19 protein-coding genes are annotated in these 21,698 nt (G+C 62.2%); 12 read left to right on the plus strand and 7 right to left on the minus strand.

Annotation, left to right across the window (positions count from 1 at the left end; translation table 11 throughout):
• Positions 1–57: 57 nt before the first annotated feature.
• Entirely contained in the window at positions 58–1,080 is a 1,023-nt protein-coding gene (locus QN347_RS13165; protein WP_322164281.1) for a ComEC/Rec2 family competence protein, read from the minus strand.
• A 26-nt stretch (positions 1,081–1,106) separates the two neighbouring features.
• A complete protein-coding gene (locus tag QN347_RS13170; protein ID WP_322164280.1) occupies positions 1,107–2,108 on the minus strand; it encodes a hypothetical protein in 1,002 nt (333 codons plus the stop codon).
• A gap of 239 nt (positions 2,109–2,347) precedes the next feature.
• Between QN347_RS13170 and QN347_RS13175 the strand changes: the two genes are divergently transcribed.
• Together QN347_RS13175 and QN347_RS13180 are read left to right on the plus strand one after the other, a co-directional pair.
• Positions 2,348–4,909 carry a TonB-dependent receptor domain-containing protein gene (locus QN347_RS13175; RefSeq protein ID WP_322164279.1) on the plus strand — a complete coding sequence of 854 codons (2,562 nt, stop codon included), beginning with the start codon at positions 2,348–2,350 and terminating at the stop codon, positions 4,907–4,909.
• A gap of 138 nt (positions 4,910–5,047) precedes the next feature.
• Positions 5,048–6,283, plus strand: a complete 1,236-nt coding sequence (locus QN347_RS13180; RefSeq protein WP_322164278.1) for an ectonucleotide pyrophosphatase/phosphodiesterase — start codon at positions 5,048–5,050, stop codon at positions 6,281–6,283.
• 2 nt (positions 6,284–6,285) lie between these two features.
• On the opposite strand, the gene QN347_RS13185 is transcribed toward QN347_RS13180, so the two are convergent.
• Positions 6,286–7,422: an MFS transporter gene (locus QN347_RS13185; protein WP_322164277.1), complete on the minus strand. Its 1,137-nt coding sequence runs from the start codon at positions 7,420–7,422 to the stop codon at positions 6,286–6,288.
• Between the two features lie 139 nt (positions 7,423–7,561).
• On the opposite strand from QN347_RS13185, the gene QN347_RS13190 reads away from it, so the two are divergent.
• On the plus strand, positions 7,562–8,674 hold the full coding sequence (locus QN347_RS13190) for an ROK family protein (RefSeq protein ID WP_322164276.1): 1,113 nt from the start codon (positions 7,562–7,564) through the stop codon (positions 8,672–8,674).
• Between the two features lie 18 nt (positions 8,675–8,692).
• On the opposite strand, the gene QN347_RS13195 is transcribed toward QN347_RS13190, so the two are convergent.
• Complete coding sequence (locus tag QN347_RS13195; protein WP_322164275.1) at positions 8,693–9,187, minus strand: hypothetical protein; 495 nt, start codon at positions 9,185–9,187, stop codon at positions 8,693–8,695.
• A gap of 734 nt (positions 9,188–9,921) precedes the next feature.
• Between QN347_RS13195 and QN347_RS13200 the strand changes: the two genes are divergently transcribed.
• The gene (locus QN347_RS13200) at positions 9,922–10,203 is read left to right on the plus strand and encodes a hypothetical protein (protein WP_322164274.1); all 282 of its coding nucleotides are present in this window, start codon (positions 9,922–9,924) and stop codon (positions 10,201–10,203) included.
• 237 nt (positions 10,204–10,440) lie between these two features.
• The gene (locus tag QN347_RS13205) at positions 10,441–11,703 is read left to right on the plus strand and encodes a divalent metal cation transporter (protein ID WP_323494052.1); all 1,263 of its coding nucleotides are present in this window, start codon (positions 10,441–10,443) and stop codon (positions 11,701–11,703) included.
• A 33-nt stretch (positions 11,704–11,736) separates the two neighbouring features.
• On the opposite strand, the gene QN347_RS13210 is transcribed toward QN347_RS13205, so the two are convergent.
• Entirely contained in the window at positions 11,737–12,342 is a 606-nt protein-coding gene (locus QN347_RS13210; RefSeq protein WP_322164272.1) for a cation transporter, read from the minus strand.
• Between the two features lie 407 nt (positions 12,343–12,749).
• Between QN347_RS13210 and QN347_RS13215 the strand changes: the two genes are divergently transcribed.
• The 4 genes from QN347_RS13215 to tnpC all read left to right on the plus strand — a co-directional run bounded on the left by QN347_RS13215 (position 12,750) and on the right by tnpC (position 15,850).
• Positions 12,750–13,169 carry a response regulator transcription factor gene (locus tag QN347_RS13215; RefSeq protein WP_322164271.1) on the plus strand — a complete coding sequence of 140 codons (420 nt, stop codon included), beginning with the start codon at positions 12,750–12,752 and terminating at the stop codon, positions 13,167–13,169.
• Positions 13,170–13,501: 332 nt separating this feature from the next.
• Positions 13,502–13,888, plus strand: coding sequence for an IS66-like element accessory protein TnpA (tnpA, locus tag QN347_RS13220; RefSeq protein WP_323494053.1), 387 nt, complete (start codon positions 13,502–13,504; stop codon positions 13,886–13,888).
• Positions 13,885–14,232, plus strand: coding sequence for an IS66 family insertion sequence element accessory protein TnpB (tnpB, locus tag QN347_RS13225; protein WP_322164269.1), 348 nt, complete (start codon positions 13,885–13,887; stop codon positions 14,230–14,232). The genes tnpA and tnpB overlap by 4 nt, the downstream gene beginning before the upstream one ends.
• A gap of 124 nt (positions 14,233–14,356) precedes the next feature.
• The gene (gene tnpC / locus QN347_RS13230) at positions 14,357–15,850 is read left to right on the plus strand and encodes an IS66 family transposase (RefSeq protein WP_416350879.1); all 1,494 of its coding nucleotides are present in this window, start codon (positions 14,357–14,359) and stop codon (positions 15,848–15,850) included.
• A 652-nt stretch (positions 15,851–16,502) separates the two neighbouring features.
• On the opposite strand, the gene QN347_RS13235 is transcribed toward tnpC, so the two are convergent.
• Together QN347_RS13235 and QN347_RS13240 are read right to left on the minus strand one after the other, a co-directional pair.
• Positions 16,503–16,916 carry an ester cyclase gene (locus QN347_RS13235; protein WP_322164267.1) on the minus strand — a complete coding sequence of 138 codons (414 nt, stop codon included), beginning with the start codon at positions 16,914–16,916 and terminating at the stop codon, positions 16,503–16,505.
• A gap of 1 nt (position 16,917) precedes the next feature.
• On the minus strand, positions 16,918–17,655 hold the full coding sequence (locus tag QN347_RS13240; RefSeq protein WP_323494054.1) for an NAD-dependent epimerase/dehydratase family protein: 738 nt from the start codon (positions 17,653–17,655) through the stop codon (positions 16,918–16,920).
• 440 nt (positions 17,656–18,095) lie between these two features.
• Here QN347_RS13240 and QN347_RS13245 point away from each other — a divergent pair, with 440 nt between their 5' ends.
• The 3 genes from QN347_RS13245 (at position 18,096) to QN347_RS13255 (ending at position 21,654) form a co-directional block, all read left to right on the plus strand.
• The gene (locus QN347_RS13245) at positions 18,096–18,992 is read left to right on the plus strand and encodes a LysR family transcriptional regulator (RefSeq protein WP_322164265.1); all 897 of its coding nucleotides are present in this window, start codon (positions 18,096–18,098) and stop codon (positions 18,990–18,992) included.
• A 377-nt stretch (positions 18,993–19,369) separates the two neighbouring features.
• Complete coding sequence (locus tag QN347_RS13250) at positions 19,370–20,566, plus strand: AAA family ATPase (protein ID WP_322164285.1); 1,197 nt, start codon at positions 19,370–19,372, stop codon at positions 20,564–20,566.
• Positions 20,567–20,619: 53 nt separating this feature from the next.
• Entirely contained in the window at positions 20,620–21,654 is a 1,035-nt protein-coding gene (locus QN347_RS13255; RefSeq protein ID WP_322164264.1) for a ParB/RepB/Spo0J family partition protein, read from the plus strand.
• Positions 21,655–21,698: the final 44 nt, after the last annotated feature.

Below are 21,698 nucleotides of genomic sequence, written 5' to 3' on the forward strand. Positions count from 1 at the left end.
AACCCCTGAATCAATGACTTGGGCTGGCGTCAAGCTAACCCGCTGATACCACTCAACTTAGTTTCGGATCGGGCTCTCAATGATAAATTCTTTTGGACGTAGCGCGCTGACGAAGCCTGGGCCTGCCGCATCGGCATACCCATGATGGTTCACCACGGCCACTTCGACGGGGCCGGCGGCCTGCGCCACGGGTGTTTCGATATCGCGCCAGGGTTCCGCGCCATAATTGTTGAAGTTTGAAAGATCTCCACCCGTGTAATAATCGAACTTGCCGTAGCTCACCTTGAGCGCGAGCGAGCACATATTTTCGGTCGGATAATCGTCAGACTTCAACGATGCCAAATCTGGAAAATGTTTTTGGGTTTCCGTACCGGCGCCGGTCCAGACCTCACCGTTCGCGGCGAGGTTCCGCACGTGAAAGCCTTGATAGTCCGGGGCATTGCGGAGCATGTTAATTTGGCTGTCACTTCCTGGCTTGAAGCGCTCAACCGTTTTGCCAATCGTCGCCTGGTACTTCAGGAAAGCGATGTAGTTCAGCGCACTTACATTCGTCTGGGGGGCGGGATAGGCATAGGTCGGGGCGTCACGATCAATGAAGCGCCGGATCGGCACGATCTCTTCTACGTCCGACACCCCGGTTAACCGGTAGGTCTTGTCTGGCCCGAATGGCAGGCCGGGATACACCATTCCCATATGATCGTCGTGAAGATGTGTGAGGATGAAATAGTCGATTTCCTGTCGGCCTGCGGCTCTCAGATGGCGCTTCGCGTAACGTCCGAGCCACTCACCCGCTCGTCGGGAGCCGTTTGGCTTCGGTGAGATCATGTAAAGCGGATCGCTATTGTTGGCGCCGGCGTCGACCATCGCAGTGGTGCCGTCAGGGAATATCAAGAGAGCGCAATTGCCCCGACCGGTTGAGATGTGATGGATGTCGAGCATCCCCGGCTGCCACATCGGCAGCACAGGGCCGAGCGGCGATGCGGCGTCGACGACGCCAGGGACAAACGCTGCGGAAGCCCCGCCACCGATCATCGCTAGGACCGAGCGCCGGTTCAGGTTGGCGCCTTTTTTGATGAGCATAATTCTCTCCTCTTCGATGGCGCCGGTTAGCGCTTGGCTTGATCCGCCGCGATCATCGCATTGGAGTCCCAGCTACACGAGGATGGAACAGCGCCGAGCGCGCGACGACTGACATCCGTCCAGGAGCAGCGCTTCTCGCTTGCACATCCGTCGAATTTAAGCGGAACACGCTTCACTTTGTCCGCCACGCCAGCACGCATGTCGGCGAGCGTCTGGTAATAGACCGTTGCCGAAATGCGGCGCCGCCCTTCACTATCGGCCGGCGAGGCGCGGAGTACGAGAGCCGTCGCGGGCCCCGTGCTATCGGGTTGGCCGGGCAGGGCCCAATGCAAGCCGAACACCGCTTTCAAGCCGGCCAAATCCGTGTCGTGACCAACGATCGTCGCCACCTGCGCCTCGGCCGGTAACGGGGAACGAGGATCGGCGTGTCCGTCAAGGAACGCAACGATCGCCTGGGTCAGGCTCGACGTTCGCGCGCCCGCCGCAGGAAGACGCTCGAATTGTTGCTCTACCTGACGCTCGTGATGCGGCATCTCATTGAAAACAGTCTGGCGCTCCGTGGCGCCGTCGGTCTGGAATGACAGTCCCTGTGCATAAGCGAGGTAACGTGCCGCCGCGATCCTTGAGCGGCGATCTTCCTGCATGGAGGGAGATGGCGAGTTGGCCGGAAGCGGACACTTCCCTGCGCGCGTCGCGTCGAACAGGGGATCGGAGACGGTCTTGTCACCGTGTTGCGATGCATCGCTGCACCGACCTAGGCCGTCCGCGACGATTTTGCCGCTCAGGATCGTCCGACCGTCGCGTGCATCGGCCCAGACAGTTCCTCTACGCATGCAGGGCTGACCGACCCGCGAAGTGTCGAAGACATCCCGACCAACCGATTGGGCCATCCCCCTCAATAGGGCCATGCCCCGCGGCGTGAGGTCTCCGGCGGCGACCGGCCAGAGGGGAAACGCCCTCCCCGCGAGTGTCGCCAGTTCCGCTGGCGACTCGATAGGTGAGCGCAGGCCGTGACGCATCACGATCACGATACGCTCCTGATCCGCAGGGACGTGTTTCGCGGGTGGCGATGACGCGCCGGCAAGAGCGAAAAGGACGGCCGGGAGGAGCGGCCAGCATGTGCGATATCTGTGATACATTCTATATTGAAACATAATCGGGGGCGCGAGGCAATTGACTCTTTCGGCCATTTTCGTCATTCGCATGTCACATATTGCCGATAGAGCAATGAATAAATTCTTTTTAGACAATTAAAAGGGGAGGTCTGATGCGCCGTTCAGCCGATACGTTTATGCCGCTTGCCGTTTCATTGATTTCGCTGCTCGCATCATCCGCAGCGTTCGCCCAGGACCAGGTTCCCGCCACGCAGCCTTCCGACGCCCCCGCCGCTTCGGCTCAGGCGTCAGCGCCGCAAGCTACCGCCGCGCCGGCTGATGAGACGGAGGGCAAGGCCGCCGATATCGTCGTCACGGGCACGTCGCGGAGGACCACGTTGCTGCGCACGCCTTATTCGATCACCACATTCGACAGGGCCGAGATCGATCGACGCGCACCCAGCAGCCTTGCGGACTTGATCCGCGCCGTACCAGGCATCTCCGCAGAGCCGTCGGGAAGCGCTGGTGGCGGTGAAAACTTCTTTGTGCGCGGTATGCCGGCTGGTGGCACCTATCTCACAGCGATCCAGATGGATGGCCTCGCGCCGCTCGACGAGCCCCAGGAATCCTATGTGAACACCGACCAGTTCACGCGGCTCGACCTTATGACCGAGCGCGTCGAAACGGTGGTGGGCGGTACGTCGCCGATTTACGCGACGAACGCGGTCGGCGCCACGATCAACTCGATTACCCGGCTCGGAACGGCGACCCCGGGGGGCATGGTCCGCGGCACGCTGGGATCGCACAGCCTGCGGCGCATCGATGCTTACCAGACGGGAGCCGTGAACGACCGGCTGCTGTTCAGCGTCGGCGGTTTCTACCGAACCGATGATGGACAACGCGAGCCGGGTTACACCGCAGACAAGGGCGGGCAGGTCACCGGCACCCTTTCCGCGCTGTTCGCCAATGGTCGGATCGATTTCATCGGCAAGTATACGAATGATCGGGATGCTTTCTACACGGCCATTCCGCTCCTCAATCCAACGACCGGGGCGTCGCTGTCCCAATATCTCGATCCGAACTATGGCACACTCGCCTCGAACGACTTCCGCAATGTGACGCTGCGTAGCTTCTACGGCACCGATGCCCGCAAACGGAATGTCGATCTCGCCGACGGCATTCATACCGACATGGCGCGCTTCAACATCAACGCCGCCTTCGACTTTGGCGACTGGCACGTGAGCGACAAGTTCGGCTTTGCCGACGGCACAATCGATTTCAACGCGATCTTCTCGGGCGCTTCGCCGACCAGTGCCGCAGCCTACTTGAACAGCAAGCTCGCCCAAGCGCGCGCCGGTTTCGGCGCCAATGTCGCTCGCCTCGGATATGTGTACGCCAACGGCAGCAACGCCGGCAGCGTGTATGACGGTTCGAGCGGCAGCGGCCTCGTCATCGAGAACGGTTTGCAAGCAATCCATACGAAGGTCCGCACCTACACCGACGATCTTCGCGTCAACCGTTCCTTCGAGACCGGCGCGATCGGCAAGATCGACTTCACGGGCGGCCTGGAGTTCCAGGTGTTCCACTTCTTGCAGGATCGCAGCATCAACACGATCCTGACCAATGTTCAGGACCAGCCGCGCGCGCTCGATGTCGCCGCCTATGACGCGGCCGGCAATCTGCTCGGCACCGTCACGGAAGACGGCTTCGTCCGGTACAATTCCGGCCTCGCCCATGGCACGTCGGATGGCCACTATATCTCGCCTTATGGCGCGTTCACTTGGCATCCGGTCGAGGCGCTGGCGATTGATGGCGGCATCCGTCATACCTGGATGAATAATGACGGCGAGAACTGGACGACAGCGAACGGCGTCATCTCGACCCCCGGTTCGCTCGCCGGCCAGGTCGTGGGCGGTTACACGGGCGCCACGACGATCAAGAAGGACCGGTTCGAGGCGACCTCCTGGACCGCCGGCTTGCAATATACGATCAGTCCCGCAGCGCAGGTGTTCGGCCGCTACACCAATGCTGTTCGGCTGCCGCGATTGCAGAACGCTTTCCTTCTGCAGAACAACCCCGTCAACAAGATCAAGCTCGCCGAAGGTGGTGTGAAGGTCGGACGTGGTGCCAATTTCGTCACCGCGACGGCCTTCTATAGCAAATACTCCCCGCTCACCGGCAACGTGATCGTGCTGAATTCCGCGACGAACACCTACGTCGTGGCCACGACCCGCGGCGTCACCGAAACCGTGGGCGGCGAGTTCGCGGCGAGCGTTCAGCCGGTCCGCTGGTTCGGCTTCACGGGCAACCTCACGGTCCAGAACCCGAAGCAGAAGAGCCTTACCTTCACCGGCATCACCGCGTCGGTCCCATCGGGCAACCTGATCGTTGCCCGCGAGCCCAAGATTCTCATCAACGCCACCCCGACCTTGTACGGAGATGCTTTCGGCATTCCGGCCGAATTGTCGCTGCTGATGTTCTATGTCGGCGATCGTTACGTCGACGCCGCGAACACGACCAAGCTGCCCCACTATTTCACGCTTGGGGCCAATGTCCGTGCCAACATCACCGACAGGGTGGAACTGCTCTTCAGTGCCAGTAACCTGACTAACAAGGTTGGTCTCACCGAGGGCAATCCGCGGATCGACACGGTCAGCGGTCAGGGCGGGGATATCGGCTATGCCCGTCCGATCTTCGGCCGAGCAGTGCAGGCGTCGCTCAGCTACAAATGGTAAAATCACGGGCGGCCGACAATATCGCGGCCGCCCATCTTCACTGGACACACCGTCATGAGAATGCCCGCTGGCACTGTAATAGCGCTGGGGCTGCTGTGCAGCCCCGCAGTAGCGAAGCCTCAGGTCGCTCCCGTCGTCATGATTTCGATCGATGGGTTCCGGGCAGAGGATCTCGCTCATCCCGATGAAGCGGGCATCCATGTGCCCCGGCTTCAGGCGCTGGCTGAGGACGGCGTAGAAGCCCGCGCGGTCATCAACGTCGCTCCGACGCTGACCTACCCCAATCACACCACACTCATGACGGGTGTCGCGCCGGCTGTGCACGGGATTATAGCGAACCAGCGTTTCGATCCGGAGGGCGTCCTGCGCAACTCGGTCTACTGGTACGCGCGCGAGATTGCCGTGCCCACTTTGTGGGATGCGGTCCATCGCTCGGGGGGCAAGGTCGCCAATGTTTACTGGCCTGTCGCGGTTGGGTCGCGATCGATCGACATCAACTTCCCTGAACTCTGGGCCGGCGGGCAATCCAAGGATTGGCCGCTGATCGCGGCGGTGTCCAACGTGGAAGCGCTCGACCCGGCCGATCGCCACGCACCCCGCGCCGCGCTGGAACGCCTGATCGCGCCGACCACAGCCGGCGATTCTGCTCGGGTCGATCTTGCTCTCTCGCTGTTCGCGCACGAACACCCAAGCCTTCTGACTGTCCATCTTGTGAGTCTCGACGAGACCCAACACCACCTCGGCATCCGATCGAACGAGAAGCGCCGTGCCATTGATGCGCTCGATACCATGGTTGGACGTTTGATCGACGGCGCCCGCGCTGTCGATCGCACCGTGCGTTTCGTCATCGTCTCAGACCATGGGCAGGTGCCGCTCTCATACGAGGTGAACCTCGGGACGCTACTCACTGGTGCCGGGCTCACCACCACAGGCTCCGGTTGGCGCGCGGCAATCTGGAACGTGGACTCCGCCTATCTTGTGATACGGACTGGCGACAAGGCAGCACAAGCGGCCGCGATGCAGGCCCTCACCCGCTATGCGGCCAACTCTAGCAGCGCGATCGACCGGATCGTGCCGATGGATCGGCCGATCCCGGACCGTGCTGACGGCCACATCGCGGCGATGGTCTTTTTTAAGGCAGGTTACGCAGCCGGCAACACTACAACCGGGCCGCTCATCACGCCCGCCAAGAACAGAGGCCAGCACGGCGGTTCGCCTGACGACCCGGGGCTGCGCTCCATGTTCATCGCCCAGGGTGCCGGCGTACCGAAGCGAGGCTCTCTCGGCATCGTCGACATGCGCGCGATCGCACCCACCGTCGCCAAAATGCTGGACGTTCCGATGCCGTCAGCGCCCGAGGCACCATTGTTCTGATATCAAACAGTGCTGGTTGATCCATTTCTCGCGCGGAGTGCCGCGAATGTCCCGATGGCCGCCATGGCTGCCATGGCCACGAAGCTCTGCCTCCCAAGCGCTTGTAACAAGAAGCCAGATACAGCGAGCGACAGGGCTGGGATCAGGCCCGTCTGAATGCCCTGATTCATGCCCACCGCACGTGCCTGGGTGTGTCCCGACACCCGGTCACGGATAAGCGCCAGCGTGCCGACGAGGGATGCTCCAAAGCTGAAAGACTGAAGCGTCTGTGCAACAACCAGAAGCGGCAGCGACGCGGTGTTTGCGATGAGGAGCCAGCGGATAACCGCGCCACCGCCGCCAAGCAGCAAGAGCGCGCGAGGCCAATCCTTGATGGTACGGCAAAGCCAGGGCGCGATCATGAAGAAGCCGACCTCTGATGCCGCCGCGACACCCCATAACAGCCCGATCGCGAGAGGGCTGAGGCCCTGCTGCGCCCAAAGGATCGGTGTCAGCGAGTAGAGCCCGTTGCTCGCCTGGATCATGAATGCAGCGATGCCAAGCCAGCGCGTAGAGGCACGATCCGAAGGAGGGGTTGGCGCTGTCACATCCGATAGTGTGATGCTTAGCCGATCATGAAAGCCGTAATTGATCGCGAGGCCAGACACGATCATGAGCGCCACGCCGGCGAGCATCAGACCGTTAATCGCGCCGGTTCCGGAAGGAAGGCCGCAAATAATCGCGGTGAAGGCGAACGCCGCCGAGCCTGCGGCCCGACGGCTCCCATAGCTCGTCGGGTCGAGCCGTGATGCCGATCGGGTCGACGACAGCCAATCGAGCTGCGCCATCAGCGTCGCAATCAGAGCCGGTGCAATCAGCTCGACGCCCAGCCATCCGGCGTTGCCGAGTTTTATCAGCGGGAGCAAAAGCGACAGTGCCGTAGCCGCGCTGAGTAAGATGGCCCCGCGGCCGATACGGCGTCGCGCCGAGATAGCATGAAGGATGGATGGTATCAGCACCACCCGCCCCAGCCGGGATGCCGCGAGCGTCAGCCCAATCACGGCCGCGCTCAATCCGGCATCTGCCATCCAACCCGGAACACGCGTCGACACCAGTGCGCCAACGCTGCCGACAGCAACATAACCGGTTATGACAGCCATCGCCTGGCGTGATCGACGAGCGGGACCATTGCTCAACATCGTACCCGTCCCGTAAGACCTACCCTATGACAGTGCCTGCGATACATCCTTCATGCCAATCCGTTAAGGAAGCCCCATTTGAGCGCGCCATAGTTTCGTGATGAACGACGCTTTCACGGCGCTCAGCGAGATCGATCGGCGTGTCATCGAGGCGGTCTATCGAGCAAAAGAGCTCAGCCGCGCCCGCATCGCTGATCTGACAGGACTTCGTCCTCCGATCGTCTCGACGGCCGCGCGATCCCTGATTGACCGTAGGCTCCTTGTCGAGCGGGCTGCGGTACGTGGCGGCCGCGGACAACCGTCGCGCCCGCTGGCCGTTAATCCAGAGGGAGGTTACTCGTTCGGCGTCATCTTCACCGCGCGTCGGATCACCGTTGGCTTGGTGGACCTCGCCGGTGACCTCGTTGCACAGGAAACGGTGGTTATCGAGCGCTTTTCCGTCCCCGAGCTACTACGGCAAACACGAGCGCTTATCGCGCGGTTGCAGCGCCAAGCCAGCGTCCCTTCCGATCGCGTTCTCGGCATCGGCATCAACGTGCCTGCGACCGCATCTAGCCAGGCCGGATATTTCCATACCCACGACTATTTCGCGGAAATGCGCGGCGTTGATCTACTCGGCAGTCTCCGGGCCGGACTTCCCTTCCCAGTAACGATCGAAACTGATCCCATTTGCGCAGCGATCGGCGAACGCCTGCATGGTGTAGGGCGAGACTTCGACAATTTCTTTCAGATCCACATAGCGTTTCGTTATGGCGGGGCGCTCATGCTCGAAGGGCGGCCCTATCGCGGGGCGCACGGTAATGCAGGTGTGATCGGCATCGTTTTTCCGGTTAACGAGCCTCGTCCCTCGGGGCAGGACCTGCTCGAGCACCTGTCCCGACAAGGTATGAACGTCGGCGATTTCGCGGACCTTATTGATCTCGACATAGCCGGATGTCCGCCCCTGATCGACTGGCTAGATCGCGCAGCCGGTCAGCTTGGACGCAGCATCGAGCTGGTGTCACGCTTCTTCGATCCCGAGGCGATCGTCATCGGCGGACGTATCCCATCAAACCTGATAGCAGCCCTGCTTGAGCGTATCGATCTCGACAAACTGTTTGATTACTCAAAGCATATGGCGGTGCCCGCCGTAGTACCAAGTCTTTTAGCGGAACAAGCCGGTCTAATTGGTGCCGCGTCCGCGCCTATTATCAAGCTTATAATGTCAAAGTAGGCTCTGCTGGCTTCAACATTACATGCTTATTGAATCACGCTCGCGAAAGTGATCTTCGGCCGATCCGGCGTCCAGCAACCTATTTCCGATCTGTTTTGATTCCGGACCGGGTAGGTTGTCCAGCGTCACGACCCGGTTCGTCAGCTCGGCCAAGGGCACCGCCGCGATGCGGGCAAGCGTCGTCAGTGGAGCGGGAACGTGCACGCCCGACATTGCGCCCGTTGATCGCGAAAGCGACGTAGTCTGCGCCGTGCCGGCGATAAACCCTTCGCCAGCGCGCAACCGGTGCCGATCGCCGTAGGCATCAGTGATTTCCAGATCGCTGCCGAGATTGACGATCAGGGTGCCGGCTGTTCCTGCCAGTTCCCGCCGGGTGGTGAAGCTCGATGTCAGTTCGCTCCACCATCCATAACAACTAACCACTTCGCGCAACCGTATTTCCGGGTGCGCGTCCACCATCTCCCAGCGGTCGTGGCCGTCATTAAAGCTGCGAGTGGTCGAAAGTCGATTCATCGGGGCCAAGGTGAACTATCCACCGTCTATTGAACAGGCGTCGCCACCGAACTAATGGCGGCGTCTGGCATCCCGTTCCCGTAAGCCCCCTCGGCGCTTACCATCACTTTGTGCCGTTTACGTTCGGCACTGGGGGTCTCATTCCCGCGCGTGAGGCGAGTCTTGGGAAGCCATGTCCGTTCCTACTGGCTGATCGTTTTTGAGAATGAGGTGTCGATTGCCGCGAGCGTAGACGCCCGATTTGGACATTGGAACGTGTGACTGTGGATAGGAGTCGAAGTAAAAACCCGCGTTTATGCCGCTTAAACCACTAAAACTGCTCAAGAAAGTACTTTTTGGGAAGCTGGATTGGTGCCGATCGGTAGCCAAGGCAATCGCGGATTCAACGCAACTTTAGAAGTTTGGCCCGGATGGGAGAGGGTGTCGCCTAGGTTCCTATCGACAATCAGATCATTCAGACCGAGAGGTCGTCTCGCGACGGCGAAATCTGCGGCACAGCCCTCCAGATCCGTTGCCATCGCTACCGTTGACTTGAAGCAACGGAGCCGCCGCGCTGGCTTGGGAGCTAAGAGCGCGGCGGCCCACCCGAACCATCGTCCGTGGTGATCGAGATGTAATCCCATGGGCGGTCATACGCCAGTCCAATGATCGCTTTCCACTTGCTGCCCGCGGAGATTTAAGGAAGATCGCGGACGCATCGACAGATCGGTCGAGCAACTCTCTAGGGGATGCAAATGAACAAGAAACTCGTGCTCGCCGCAGGCTTCTGCCTGCTGTCGCTCACCGCGTGCGGTCACAAAACCGCCGCTGCCGACAACGTGGCCGCTGCCACCGACAATGCCGCGGACAAGATGGACGCAAACGCGTCTGCGATCCGAGATACCGCCGACGCCATGGGTGGTAACACCGAGGTTGCGATGGACAATCGCGCTGACGCATTGAACAACAAGGCGGACGCAGTGCGCGAGGCTGGCGAGAACAAGGCGGATGCAATGGACTCAGCCGCAAAGAAGTAACGCGGCACCGAGTAGCGATGAGGTGCGAGATCCGCGCCTCATTGCTACCGGGTCGCGCCGAAACACGATGCGACATGCTACCGCAGACCTCCTGCTGGGCGGCGACGTGAGCCTCAACTCCCAACTTATTGGCAATCCCGGCTACAATCGGGATCGCGGCCCCGCCAATGTCCTGCGATCCGTGTCCACCTGCACGCCTAGCCGATAGACGTCAGCGCCCGCGAACAAGGACAGCAGATGGATATCGGACGGCGCGCACGATCGATTGCAATGGTCCGGCAGCTTGGGCCCGGACTCGTGACCGGCGCCGCCGACGACGACCCCAGCGGTATCGCGACCTATTCCCAAGCTGGCGCTCAATTCGGGTTTGGCCTGCTGTGGACCTTGGTGCTCACCTACCCGCTTATGTGTGCCGTCCAGCTGGTGAGCGCTCATATCGGCAGAGTAACCGGGCACGGCCTGGCTAAGAATATGGGCGATATCCTGCCGCGCTGGCTGGTGACCAGCCTGATCGCCCTCCTGTTCATCGCCAATACGATCAACATCGGTGCGGACATCGCAGCAATGGGCGATGCGGCCGAACTGGTGGTCGGCGCCGGTGGCCACATTTTCACAGTGGCGTTTGCGATCGGTTCGTTACTGCTACAGATGTTCGTGCCGTATCGACGCTACGCCGCGTTCCTCAAATGGCTGACGCTGGTGCTGTTCGCCTACGTCGCCCTTGTCTTCATGGTGCATGTCGACTGGCCCGCAGCCGCCAAGGGGCTGGTCTGGCCGGTGATCGCTGGGACTAGCGGGATCACTACGGTCGTGGCGATCTTCGGCACGACGATCAGCCCCTATCTCTTTTTCTGGCAAAGCTCGCAGGAAGCCGAAGAGGTCGCGACGAGCGCAGATGCGCGCCCCCTGGTCGATGCGCCCGAACAAGCGCCGCATGAATATAGCCGAATGCGGCTCGACACGTTCGGGGGGATGGCCATTTCCAATCTGGTGGCGATCGCAATCATGATCGGCACGGCTGCAACGCTGAACGCCGCAGGCAAGACCGACATTAGCACTGCGGCCGATGCAGCGCAGGCCTTGCGACCCGTCGCCGGTCAATTCGCGTTCCTCCTGTTTGCGCTCGGTATTATCGGAACCGGGCTGCTTGCCGTGCCCGTGCTCGCGGGCTCAGCAGCCTATGCCGTAGGTGAGGCGCGTAACTGGAAGATAGGCCTCGAGCACAAACCTTGGGAAGCGGTTGGTTTTTATTCAGTGATCGGAGTCGCGACGGTGTTAGGCATCGTGATCGACTGGTCGCCGATTGATCCGATAAAGGCATTGTTCTGGAGCGCGGTCATCAACGGTGTCGTAGCAGTCCCAATCATGGCCGCGATGATGATCGTCGTCGCGCGGCATTCGGCAATGGGTCGATTTACAGCCACCAGATGGTTGCTGTTTTTTGGTTGGGCGGCGACCTTCGTGATGGCAGTCGCCGCGCTAGCGATGTTGGTTTTCTGATCGTCATCGTCGCGCCAGTCGAACCGGCCTTTGTCACCCTATTGCTCGATGCTCTTCGCGTGCAGCTGTCCAGACTTCGCGCGCCGCATCGATGTTCATAGCCCCGATCACGAGCCCCACGATGAGGTCTGGCCAGGGTGAGCGCCAGAGGATGGCGGTGATCAGTCCCGCTGAGACAATTGCGAGATTGGCAAGCGCGTCGTTGCGCGCCGATAGGAATGCGGCGCGGGTGAGACTTCCGCTATGTTGGCGGTAGCGGGCAAGCATTAACGCGCAGCTCAGGTTAATCGCAAGAGCGCCGAGGCCAGTCAGCGTTAGGGCAACGGGAGCTGGCGCGCTCGGTACTTCGAATTTTGTCCAAGCGGTCCACAACGTCGCGATCCCAGGCACAAGCAGGATCAGGGCCAGCGCCACGCCGAGCCGCGCTCGGTTTCTTGCCGACCAACCCAGCGCAATTAGAATGAGGATATTAACGGAGGCGTCCTCCAGAAAGTCGACTGAGTCAGCAAAGAGTGACACCGAGCCGATCCTGAGCGCGACGGCAAACTCAACGCCGAAATACGCTAAGTTGAGCAGTGCAACGAGCTTAACGACCCTCCGAAGGCCTCCGGTCTCGATATTCCCGCCGCCCCGGTCCATCTTCTTTCCTTCAAACCTTTTGCGCCTTAGCCCCCGCGATGGTGACGTGTTTAAAGGCTCGCGCGTGGACAACGAACCACGTGCCCACCCGCCCGCTACATCCAATAATTAGCGTCGCTTTATTGCCGTGACCGAGGCGTCCATGCCGCGGGCAATGACTGTGAATAGGCGTCGAAGCCGGAACCCACCAGAATTTCACTTAAGCGTCTGTAAATGAGGATCGATATTAGGTTAGAGGGGGTCCCGATCGGCGCCGGTCGGGCCCCCAGAAATTCATATTATTTCCCGTTTTCGGGGGCGTGTACCTAGGACGGGTGGGGTCCTGCTTTGACGCCGATCCACAGAGGTTGTCACAAAAACCAGCGAGGCGGTCGCGGCGCTCAGGGCCGCGGCGTGAAAGGAGTGCTATGGCCAAGATTCTTATCGTGGATGATGAGGACGTCGTCACCGAAATAGCCAAGGGCGTGCTCATGCAAGCTGGGCATTCGATCACCATCGTGCGTCACGGCGATGAGGCGCTTGCCGCGGTAGCGGCGAGCAGGCCTGATCTCGTCATTCTTGATTACACGCTGCCGGGCCGGACAGGCCGCGACATTTTGCGCGAGCTTCGCACCCTGCCAAGTGCAAACGACATGCCGATCATGATGCTGACCTCGCGGCACGGGCGCGTTCATAGCGGCGTGGCCGAGATCGACGGCGCTGACGACTACGTTACGAAGCCATTCGATCCCGCCGACCTCCTTGCCCGGGTGGAAGCGCTGCTCATCGGCTCAACGATCTCCCGCCGCGTGTCAAACGCCAGTACGATGGATGATGCCGGCCAGTAGATCGACCAATTCGCTTTTGCACTTCGATCGAAAGTGAGCTGGATTTGACGAACGCTTTCTATGCCCGTGTCGAACCCCTCGCGTTCCTCATTAGTGCTCTCGTTTGCAAATTCGCCAAACTACGTCGCTCCATCGAGAAACATTTGGCGGACGGTTTTGCTGCTTCACGCCGCTTTGGCCGCGGCATTGACCGCGGCGTAAGCGTGGCCTGAAGGCCGCCTTGCGGGATGCCTGGTGGACGGGCTGATTGCCGCTCTTTGAGCGGAGCATCGATGTCAGACGAGATCATAGAGCCAGCGGGCGAACGGGCGAGCAGTCATACGAGTGGTCGTATGAGCGGTCGGATCCAGATTGTCGGGCGCGTTTCAGGTCGGCGGCGCTGGACCGTGGAGCAGAAGCTGGCGATCCTGCGCGATGCATTCGGGCCCGAGGGTTCGGTTCGCGCGGCGATCGAGCGCCACGAGGTCGGCAGCGGCGCGATCTATACCTGGCGCCGGCAGGCGATGTCGGGCGTGTTGACCGGGCTGACTGTGCCGTCCCAGCCCAGCTTCGCCGAGGTCCAGATCGCCGAGCCGGCAGCGACCTTGCCGGCACCTGTCGTCGGCCAGCTTGGCCGCGGCCGGATAAGGATCGAGCTGCCGTCCGGCGTGCGGCTGACTGTCGATGCGTCGGTCGATGCCGACGCGCTGTCGCGGGTGATCGGCGTCTTGGCGCGATGATCCCGCTTCCCCCTTTGACACGGATATTCCTGGCATGCGGCGCGACCGATATGCGCAAGGGGTTCGACGGACTGGCGGTGCTGGTGCAGCAGGCATTGCAGCAGAGCCCGCATTCCGGCGCGCTGTTCGCATTCCGCGGCAAGCGCGGCGATCTGGTCAAGCTGCCCTGGTACGATGGCCAGGGATTGTGCCTGTTCTCCAAGCGGATGGACCGTGGCCGGTTTGTCTGGCCGTCGACCGCGACCGGCTCGGTCGCCATGACCGCGGCCCAGCTTTCGATGCTCCTCGAAGGTATCGATTGGCGACGCCCGGAACGCACTTTCGTGCCGTCGCTGGCGGGCTAAAAAGCACCGGATTCAGGCGGTTTTCCTGGCTCGAAGACACCCGATCTGCTATCTAATCGCGGTGTCGGACGCAGGCTTTTCCTCCCCTGACAAAGACGCTCGCATCGCCGAGCTCGAAGCCGCATTGGCATCGGCCCCCGCCGATATTTCTGCGCGCGACATCCTCATCGATACGCTGCGCGTGCAGCTCGCCCGCCTCAGGCGGATGCAGTTCGGCACCTCGTCTGAGAAGCTCACCGAAGAGATCGCGCAACTGGAGCTGGCGCTCGAAGAGCTCGAGGCCGAGGCCGTCGTGGCGAACACACAGCGTGTCGATCCCGTCAGGGCGGAACGACCGGCGCCCATCCGCGCGCTCCCGGCACACCTGCCGCGCGAGGAGCAGCGGATCGAGCCCGAGCACGGCTGCTGCACCTGTCCCGAGTGCGGCGGCACTTTGCGCCCGCTTGGCCAGGACAGCGACGAGGTACTCGACGCAGTGCCCGTTCAGTGGCGCGTCGTGCGCACCATCCGCCCCAAGTATAGCTGCCGCTCCTGCGACAAGATCGTGCAAGCCGCCGCCCCGGTAAAGGCGATCGGGCGCGGCAAGGCGACGTTCGCGACGCTGGCCCATGTCGTCGTCGCCAAGTTCGATCATCATCTGCCGCTCTATCGCCAGGCAGAGATGATGGCGGCACAGGGGATCGAGCTGGATCGCTCGACGCTCGCCGGCTGGGCCGGCCAGGCATCGGCGCTGCTCGATCCGATCGTCAGCCGCATCCGCGAGGTCGGGCTTAGCGCCACCAAGATCCACACCGACGACACGCCGGTGCCGATGCTCGACCCGGGCCGCCGCAAGACCGCGACCGGAAGGCTATGGGCCTATGTCGTCGATGACCGCGGCTCCGGCGGCACCAGTCCGCCGCTGGTCTGGTATCACTTCACCCAGGATCGCACCGGCGCCCATCCACGATCCCAGCTCGGCCGCTTCACCGGCTTCCTGCAGGCCGACGGCTATGCCGGCTACGACCAGCTCTACGCCACCAACCGGATCACCGAGGTCGCCTGCTGGGCGCATTTCCGGCGCAAGATCTTCGACATCCATACCACCAGCCCGACGCCGCTCACCACCGACCTGCTAACCCGGATCGGCAGCCTCTATAAAATCGAGGAAGAGATCCGCAGGAGCCCGCCAGACGTCCGACGAAGAACCCGGCTGGAGCGCGCAGCGCCCGTGATCGAGGCGCTCCGCATAGCCCTCGACGACGCGCTGCGACGCCTCTCGCCCAAGTCCGAGGTCGCCAAGGCCATCGCCTATGGCCGCAAGCGCTGGACCGCGCTCACGCGGTTCGTCGACGACGGCCGCCTCGAGATCGACAACAATATCGCAGAGCGCGCCATGCGCAGCATCGCGATCGGTCGGAAGAACTGGCTGTTCGCCGGATCGAAGGCTGGTGGCGAGCGCGCCGCCGCAATCTATACCGTCATCGAAACCTGCAAGCTCAACAGTGTCGACCCGCAGGCCTACATCACCGACGTCATCGCGAAGATCGCGGGCGACTGGCCCGCATCGCGTTGGGATGAGCTCATGCCCTGGAATTGGCGTCGGGCTACCGAACAACATATCGCAGAGGCAGCTTAGAGCGCGGCCTTCAGACCACGCTTACACCGCGGCCTTCGCTACCGTGTCTTCAGCCGCGTCAGCCATCGCGTCCCACGCAACCGCCGGGCGCTCATGCATCTCGCGACGTTTGCTTAGATTGGTAGCTTGAGCTGCCCCGCTCTGTGCCGCGGCATTGGCCCGGTACGTTTCACTGGATGTCATTTATGTGCCCTGCTTGCTGATCATCGTTTCATAACAGAATTATCGGTTTGCGTCGCTCCAACACTATATATTTGTCCGAGAATGGGCGGGGGCCTCCCTCCCCTCCCGGGCCGATCGATCCTTCGATCATTGTTGGAAAACGGACCAGACTGTTGAAAAACGCGTGCGTGGGAGCAGCGTGGCGGATAGCTTCTGACGTCGGCAATCGGGAAAATGGGCTACGTATCAGGAGGGCGCGGCCTGCTGGGCGAGCAGCCGGAGGTTGCAGGCCGTGGCGGCCACCCACCGGAGGGGTACCCATAGCCGACCAACCGCTTCTGGCAGGGGAAGCGGCCGGGCGGCAGTCGCACAATCCCGGTCATTCCCGAGTCCGCAAGACAGCATAGAGGCGGATTGTCAGTCGGTCAGAGCAACAGCAGTGTCTTGCGCATTTACGATCTGCCAGCAGCCATCGCGATTGACCCAGGTGTCAGTCCAAACGAATTTGCCACGTCGGCCGTCCGTCTTTTTGCGTCATCATCAGTGAGGTGTCGCTATTGACCCAGTATTCGACAATTTGCTCCTCCGCGACACGTAGGATGTCGGTTCCGGTGAAGCTGACCGACGCCGAGCCATGCTGCCCCTCAACTCGCCAGCGCAGAGCGATTAGATCGCCGTCGACCAGCGGTCCAACCTCGACCGAGAAGCGCACGCTCGGCATCGCCTTATGCATCTGCGAGATCCATGCACCGAGCGCGTCGCGCCCGACCATCGGCTCCTCCGTCAGCTGGCCAACCAGTACGGCGTTCGTAATGACGCTCTCGGCGACGAGCCCGTCGAGCAAGACCATGTCGCCGTTCCACAGCGCCAGCCAGCGTATCGCGATCTCGTGAAGGTCGGTCATGTCAGCGGTCCTTCGCAACGAAGGAGCGTGCGCTGGCGGGGATGCCAACTGCAAAGGGTGTAGGGGCGAAACCGAAGCGGCGCGTGAAGGCGCCCGCGTCGACGGCATAGGGGCGATCCCAGGTGAAGCTGACATCGACCACCTCCTTTGCCATTCGGTAGACAAGGCCTAGCGGCTTCATCAGCCATAGCGGCACCGCCCATATCCTTGCCCGCTGTCCGAGAGATTCCGCACCAATCGCGAGCAGTTCGCGCGGCGATTGGATCGGGGCACATGGCATGTTCCAAGCCCGGCCAAAGGCATCGTCGGGAGCATCGAGCAGCGTCACGGCGGCGCGAGCGATATCGGGCACATAGGCAAAGTCGTGCACGGTGTCGGGCGGCACCAGCAGCTGCGCGGGCTTGCCCTTGGCCAGCTCGCCCAAGGCGAAGGCACCGAGATGGGAGTGACCGACGCCTGGCCCGTAGAAATCGGGACAGCGCAGTGCCGCCACCCGCACCCGGTCGCGCGCCGCCAGCCACATCCGCGTGACCGCAGTGAGGATGGCTGGCTTCTCGCCGATCTCGCTCAGCGCCATGTCCTCGTGGCGCGGCTCGCTCTGTGGTCCGAGCTGATAGAGATTGTCGATAAACACCAGCCGCGCGCTCGACGCGTCGCAGGCCGCAAGCATGTTGTCCATCGCCTGCGGCCATGCCGTGCGCCAGACCCGCGCATCATAGGGGAAGGCGACGGCGAGCACGACCTGGGCCGCCCCCTCGACCGCGCGGGCTATCGCGTCGGGGGGGGGGGGGGGGGGGGGGGCGCCGCGGCCGCCGCCCCCCCGCCCCCCCCCCCGGGGGGGGGGGGGCGGGGGCCCCCCCCCCCCCCCCGGGGCCCGGCCCCGGCCCCCCCCCCCGGGCCCCCCCCCCCCCCCCGGGGGGGCCCGCGGGGGGGCGCCCCCCCCGCCCCCGCCCCCCCCCCCCCCCCCGGCCGGCAACCCTTGGGGCGTGCCGCGCTGCGCGACCCGGACCCGGTCGCCTCGCGCGGCGAGCGTCTCGATGATCGGGCGCCCCACCGCGCCGCTCCCAAATACTACCGTCAATCCGTTCATGCCGTATTTCCTTTTCAATGAGGAGAAGATGACGTGCCCAGGCTTGCGCGGAAATTGCCGTATTGTGTTGGCCTGCTATACGGGAATGCATGACCGCCGACCCCGATTGGGCGCTGTACCGCACGCTGCTGGCCGTGATCGAGGACGGGTCGTTGTCGGGGGCCGCTAGGCGCCTTGGCTTGACCCAGCCGACCGTTGCACGCCATGTCGATGCGTTGGAGGCGGCTCTGGGCTCCGACCTGTTCGTGCGCTCCCAGCGCGGACTTGCGCCGACCGAACTGGCGCTCGCGCTGCGACCACATGCCGAAATCATGGGGTCTACAGCTGCCGCGCTGCTCCGGACGGCGAGCGGGGCGGCAGGCGCCGTGGCGGGTACCGTGCGCATCAGCGCCAGCGAGGTCGTCGGCGTCGAATATCTGCCACCGGTTCTCACACGACTACGACGCGAGCATCCGCAGCTCGTGATCGAACTCACACTGACCGACCGCGTGGATGATCTGCTCCGGCGCGAGGCGGATATTGCCGTGCGCAACACTGAACCGACCCAGGGCGCATTGGTCGCCCGACGACTGAACCCGGTCGATCTCGGCTTCCACGGGCACCGAGATTATTTCCAGCGTCGCGGCGTGCCGACCACGCTCGCGGACCTTGGCGGGCATGACCTGATCGGTTTCGACGCCGAGACGCCTGCGTTGCGGGCGATGCTTGTACACCTGCCAGGACTTGACCGGAGCAGTTTCGCGCTGCGCACGGACAACAATCTGGCGCAACTGGCCGCGATCCGCGCTGGGTTCGGCATCGGCCTGTGCCATGTGACGATGGCACAGGCCGATCCGATGTTAGCGCGCGTGTTGGACACCGTGGCATTCGCGCTACCGCTATGGATAGTGATGCATGAGGACTTGAAGACAAACGCCCGCTACCGGGTGGTGTTCGACGGCTTGGTGGCCGCGCTTCAGGGTATCGCTCGACTGGATGCCGTTTGACCCAGACATTCCCGTTTTACGATCCCTTTGATAACGTCGGCGTTGCTCTGGCTGAGACCGACCTCGATACCCGGCAGGTCCCCTGCCCTCCCCCCGCGCTCGCCATCTGTCCTCGTTTACGCTCTGTCCGAAACCGATCGGTTTCGGATACGACAACCAATCTCACGATGATCCCGGTCTTCTGGTTGTCTGAAACAGTCGTCCGAAAGTGTGGATACGAAACGTGGCAATGAGATGTACCAAATTCCTTCTGGGTTGCAGGGCCGTTGGCACCGAATGCGGCGGCTTACACGGAAAATAACATACCGGTTGCTATATTGAACCTTTTACGATTATAGGGAAGCCCACTTGCTTCAAACCGATGAATGGACCGCTTCATGAATGCAATGGTCAATCATATCGGCGAACTTGCGGAGGCTGGTGAGCGCATGATCGAACGGCTACGCCGAAAGGCGTTTTTGCCCGAAAGCCGCAAGGGGCTCAACGTCCGCTTTGGCATCGCCGAAGCCGCGCAACTGCTTGGTTGCTCGACCAATCGCATTCGCATGGCCGAAGACGACGGCCGCCTCCCGCCTGCCCCGGCCGGCGGGAATGGCCGTCGACTTGGCTATTCTGTCGAAGAACTGCAACAGATGCGCGAGGTGCTTGGCGCCTCGCCTGCGCGCGCGCCGCTTGATATCCCCGCAATCATCGCGGTGCAGAATTTTAAGGGCGGAGTCGGCAAGTCGACCGTCACATGCCACCTCGCGCATTATTTCGCAGTACAGGGATACCGCGTACTGGTGGTCGATTGCGACAGCCAGGCGACGACGACAACTTTGTTCGGCTTCAATCCACACTTCAACATCACGCGTGAAGAGACGCTCTACCCTTATCTCTCGATCGATCCGACACAGGCCGACCTGCTCTATGCGGTTAAAACGACACCATGGCCCAATGTCGATCTAATCCCGTCGAATCTTGAATTGTTCGACGTCGAATATGAGCTCGCGGCGTCGGGTTCGGACGGGCAATCGGTGCTGGCCGCGCGTTTCCGCAAGTTGAAGCAGGGGCTTGCCGATCTAGCGCGAAATTATGACGTAGTGCTGCTCGACCCGCCGCCTGCGCTCGGCACGATCAGCCTCGCGGTGATGCAGGCAGCTAATGCGCTGCTCGTCCCGCTCGCCGCGACGACCCCAGATTTCTGCTCGACGGTGCAATTCCTGTCGATGATGGACCAAGTGCTCCAGCAGCTAGCCCTCGCCGGAATCGACGTCGAATATAGCTTCTTGCGGCTGATTTGCTCAAAGTTCGATGGCAATGATCCGAGCCATGCGATGGTCCGCACGATCATGGAGCAGAGCTTCGGCCCAGCCCTGCTCCCGGTTCCAATCCTCGAATCTGCTGAAATCAGTCATGCCGCGATGCGAATGATGACGATTTACGAACTCGAACGCCCGATTGGTACGCCCAAGACGCACAAGCGCTGCCGCGCCAATCTCGATGAGGCGATGGGGCAGATCGAGCAGCTCGTCCGCCAAGGCTGGGGCCGGGTCGAGCCGGCGCGCGAAGAGGATCTGCTTCATGCGGCATGACCCTCTGTCCCGTAGGCCTGCGTTCCTGATATGTATCGTGCCTGAGGTGAGTCGTGTCGCGTAAACAAGCTGACTATATGGCAGCGCTGCTGGCGGACGAGCCGGTCGGTGCGAACGCGGCTCCGGTCGCGCCGCTTCCTGTGCGTCCGCGCGGCACCACGCTACTCAATCGCGAAACCGCGCTGGCGCGTGTCACAAGCGGTGAGGTGCGCCAGGTCACCCAGTTGCTGCTTGATCCCGCCCGCGTAAGGATTTGGCCGGGTAATGCGCGGAGTTATCAGCACCTCTCTGAGGACAGCTGCCGCGAACTGATCGATTCGATCATCGCCGAAGGTGGGCAGAAGGTGCCCGCGGTGGTGCGGCGCGTCGAAAATGATCCGGGTCATGATTTCGAGGTGATTGCCGGCACTCGGCGGCATTGGTCGATCAGCTGGCTGCGCGCACATTCCTACCCTGAGATGCAGTTCGTCGCGCAAGTCGCGCAGCTCGATGACGAGGCAGCGTTCCGGCTCGCCGATCTTGAGAATCGTGCGCGCTCCGACGTGTCTGATCTCGAGCGTGCGTGCAATTATGCCGAGGCGCTTAAGGCTCATTATGGCAATCACCTGACGCGAATGGCCGAGCGGCTCAAGGTGTCGAAGGGTTGGCTGTCGAAGATGATCAAGGTTGCAGGCATCCCCGACGGCGTGATCGCGGCGTTTGCATCGCCCTCGGATGTGCAGCTCAAGCCGGCCTATGCACTGGCGCAAGCGCTCGACGACAAGCGCGCTTCAATGGCGATCCAGACCACCGCACGCGATATTGCGCGCGAACAGGCCGTGCGGAGGACCAACGCAATGGCCCTCTTCCCGGCCGCTGAGGTGCTGCGCCGCTTGCTCGACGCGCCGAAGATCGCAACTGAAGCGCTTCCGCCGTTCGTTTGGACCACGCCGCATGGTCGCCCCGGTCTTAGCATCCAGTCGAGCAATCGCCAAGGGGTCACGATCCGGTTGCACTCGGGTTCAGGCGCCGGGCCCGACGAGCTGGCTCAGGCGCTGCGCCAAGCGCTCAACCATCTCGAGGCCGAGGGCCATGGACTGAAGCGATGAGCGTGTTTCCCCGGGGAAACATCGTGCATCCCCTAACTTTGAAC

Origin of the sequence: Sphingomonas sp. 10B4, from assembly GCF_035019905.1 — a bacterium.
GTDB classification, from domain to species: domain Bacteria; phylum Pseudomonadota; class Alphaproteobacteria; order Sphingomonadales; family Sphingomonadaceae; genus Sphingomonas; species Sphingomonas glacialis.

Bases quoted from the DNA above. Each gene is read 5' to 3' on its own strand.
- QN347_RS13165 (WP_322164281.1), bottom strand. From the start codon at position 1,080: ATGCTCATCAAAAAAGGCGCCAACCTGAACCGGCGCTCGGTCCTAGCG.
- QN347_RS13175 (WP_322164279.1), top strand. From the start codon at position 2,348: ATGCGCCGTTCAGCCGATACGTTTATGCCGCTTGCCGTTTCATTGATT.
- QN347_RS13180 (WP_322164278.1), top strand. From the start codon at position 5,048: ATGATTTCGATCGATGGGTTCCGGGCAGAGGATCTCGCTCATCCCGAT.
- QN347_RS13185 (WP_322164277.1), bottom strand. From the start codon at position 7,422: ATGGCTGTCATAACCGGTTATGTTGCTGTCGGCAGCGTTGGCGCACTG.
- QN347_RS13190 (WP_322164276.1), top strand. From the start codon at position 7,562: ATGAACGACGCTTTCACGGCGCTCAGCGAGATCGATCGGCGTGTCATC.
- QN347_RS13195 (WP_322164275.1), bottom strand. From the start codon at position 9,187: ATGAATCGACTTTCGACCACTCGCAGCTTTAATGACGGCCACGACCGC.
- QN347_RS13200 (WP_322164274.1), top strand. From the start codon at position 9,922: ATGAACAAGAAACTCGTGCTCGCCGCAGGCTTCTGCCTGCTGTCGCTC.
- QN347_RS13205 (WP_323494052.1), top strand. From the start codon at position 10,441: ATGGATATCGGACGGCGCGCACGATCGATTGCAATGGTCCGGCAGCTT.
- QN347_RS13210 (WP_322164272.1), bottom strand. From the start codon at position 12,342: ATGGACCGGGGCGGCGGGAATATCGAGACCGGAGGCCTTCGGAGGGTC.
- QN347_RS13215 (WP_322164271.1), top strand. From the start codon at position 12,750: ATGGCCAAGATTCTTATCGTGGATGATGAGGACGTCGTCACCGAAATA.
- tnpA (WP_323494053.1), top strand. From the start codon at position 13,502: ATGAGCGGTCGGATCCAGATTGTCGGGCGCGTTTCAGGTCGGCGGCGC.
- tnpB (WP_322164269.1), top strand. From the start codon at position 13,885: ATGATCCCGCTTCCCCCTTTGACACGGATATTCCTGGCATGCGGCGCG.
- QN347_RS13235 (WP_322164267.1), bottom strand. From the start codon at position 16,916: ATGACCGACCTTCACGAGATCGCGATACGCTGGCTGGCGCTGTGGAAC.
- QN347_RS13245 (WP_322164265.1), top strand. From the start codon at position 18,096: ATGACCGCCGACCCCGATTGGGCGCTGTACCGCACGCTGCTGGCCGTG.
- QN347_RS13250 (WP_322164285.1), top strand. From the start codon at position 19,370: ATGAATGCAATGGTCAATCATATCGGCGAACTTGCGGAGGCTGGTGAG.